This is a genomic window from Candidatus Protofrankia californiensis, assembly GCF_900634765.1.
GTDB classification, from domain to species: domain Bacteria; phylum Actinomycetota; class Actinomycetes; order Frankiales; family Frankiaceae; genus Protofrankia; species Protofrankia californiensis.
Window position 1 is genome coordinate 1 of record NZ_CAAAFT010000496.1, and the last position, 1,924, is coordinate 1,924.

Sequence of the window (1,924 nt, forward strand, 5' to 3'; positions counted from 1 at the left end):
ATATAAGGGTGGAGACGACCAGGGTTCTGGGAAGCCTACGTATACGATTTGTGAGATCGTCCTCGTATTTTTTGGTGTCCGGCGGGGGTGGCTCGTTCCATATTGGCGGCTGGTCACGGTAAGGATGGGGATTCACGCCGGGGTCGACGTATTCCCAGCCCCATCGCTCCCCCGGGACGAACAACCGTCGGGCGAGTTCAGAACCGGACATCTGGCTTCATGGATTGCAGCTCCACCTTCTGACGACCGCGATCGCAACGTCCATACCGACTTTGTGCTGCCAAGGTCGACATGGTAAGCCAACCTACCATCGAGCACCATCTGTGACGTTGCCATGCAGTCGGCGCGGGCTTGCGCATGGCCGCTGCGCCACGCAGCCGTACCCGGGACTCCGCTCAACCAGACCCCGCCTGCTCACCGATCCGGGTCCGACCGGCAGCTCGGGTCAGCTTCCGGCTCCGGCTCGTGAGCGACTTGCAACCGCCGCGGCCGTGGCGGCGGCCGTACCGAGCAGGGCACAGCAGACACCTGCCGCGACAACCGGGACGTGCCGGCTCAACGTGGCCGCGGACAGCCACACCCCAAGCCCGAGGACGGCTCCGAGAGCGCCTGCGGCAAGCACGGCGGACCTCCGGCGGGCGCCGCTGCGCAGCAGCCGGCGGGTCGACTCCAGGTAGGCGAGCGCGAACAGAGCTGCCAGCACACCGCCGGCGCCCATGGCACTGGCCAGCGGTGCCTGCTCCGGCTCGATCGTCACCTCCTGGACGCTGCTTGTGTTCACCTGGTCCAGCTTCACCTGCCCGTGGACGGCTCCTCCCACGATCCACCGGGTGAGCGGCGGAGCGGTGACGTCCGCCTGCCAGGATTTGCCCGCGTTCACCGTCACCGGCTCGCCGGTCGCGGTACCCAGCGGGATGCCCGCCACGGACAGTCGCAGGAACACCGTCATCGTTCCCGATTCCGCGGCTGTGCCGCTGATCTCCACGGGCTCGGCCAGGTCGATCCGCGCGGACGCGGGCGGGGCGACCCCGGCCACCCGCACGCCCGCGGCGGCGTCAGCGGGATCAGTGCTGACGGCCGGTCGTGGGGACGGCCACAGCACGGCGATCAGCACCACCAGCACGGCCGCGACCAGCGCGATCCCGGTCAGCTGCCGAACCGGAACCGACGACGGGCCACGGCGGTGTGCCCGACCCGGTCGCGACCCTGAACCCACCAGCTCCGGCACCGGGACAAGGGAGGCCTGATCGAGATCGACGATGTCCGGCGAGGGATAGTCCACGGGCACGCCGGGCAGAACCGACACCAGGTCGGTCAACAGCGCGAACTCTTCGCCGCGTGTGAACGGACCGCGCCGAGCCGACGATTCCAGGGCCGCCCGCACCGCCGGGGAAAGGTCTCGTACCGCCACTCCTGACCGCTCCAGCCAGCCGGGCCCGAACGCCTCGGACGCGGCGCCCGCGACGAACTCCGCGAGCCGTTCGGCGGTCGCCGGCCTGCGTTCGGGATCCCGGGCCAGCCCACGCATGAGAAGCTGGGCAAGCCCGCTCGGTACCTCGTCGCCGGGCAGCGGTGGCTCAGCCGCCTCCTGGCGTGCCCGAAACTGGTGGAACCCACCGTCGGTTGGGTAGGGAAGGTGTCCGATGAGCAGGTAGTACAGCATCGCCGTGGCCGAATAAACGTCGGTGCGGACGTCCAGGTAATCACCGCGGGACTGCTCCGGGGACATGTACCCGGGTGTACCGGCGATCACGAACCGGCCGTCCCGCGAGGCGAGGGTGGTTTCCCCGCCGATGACCCGGGCCAGTCCGAAATCGGTCACCTTGACCGCGCCGCGGTTGTCGAACATCGCGTTGCCGGGTTTGATGTCGCGGTGCAGCAACCCCTGGTCGTGGGCGGCCTGCACCGCGGAAAGGACGGCGAG

At 69.2% G+C, this 1,924-nt stretch carries 2 protein-coding genes; both read right to left on the reverse strand.

From position 1 onward, the window contains the following. Positions 1–211, reverse strand: a 211-nt coding sequence (locus tag DD1DGNOD_RS28450) for a hypothetical protein (RefSeq protein WP_206443437.1), incomplete at its 3' end; no start/stop codon positions are given. A gap of 234 nt (positions 212–445) precedes the next feature. After that, positions 446–1,924 (reverse strand): protein kinase domain-containing protein (locus DD1DGNOD_RS25935; protein ID WP_165037051.1); only part of this gene is annotated, 1,479 nt, incomplete at its 5' end.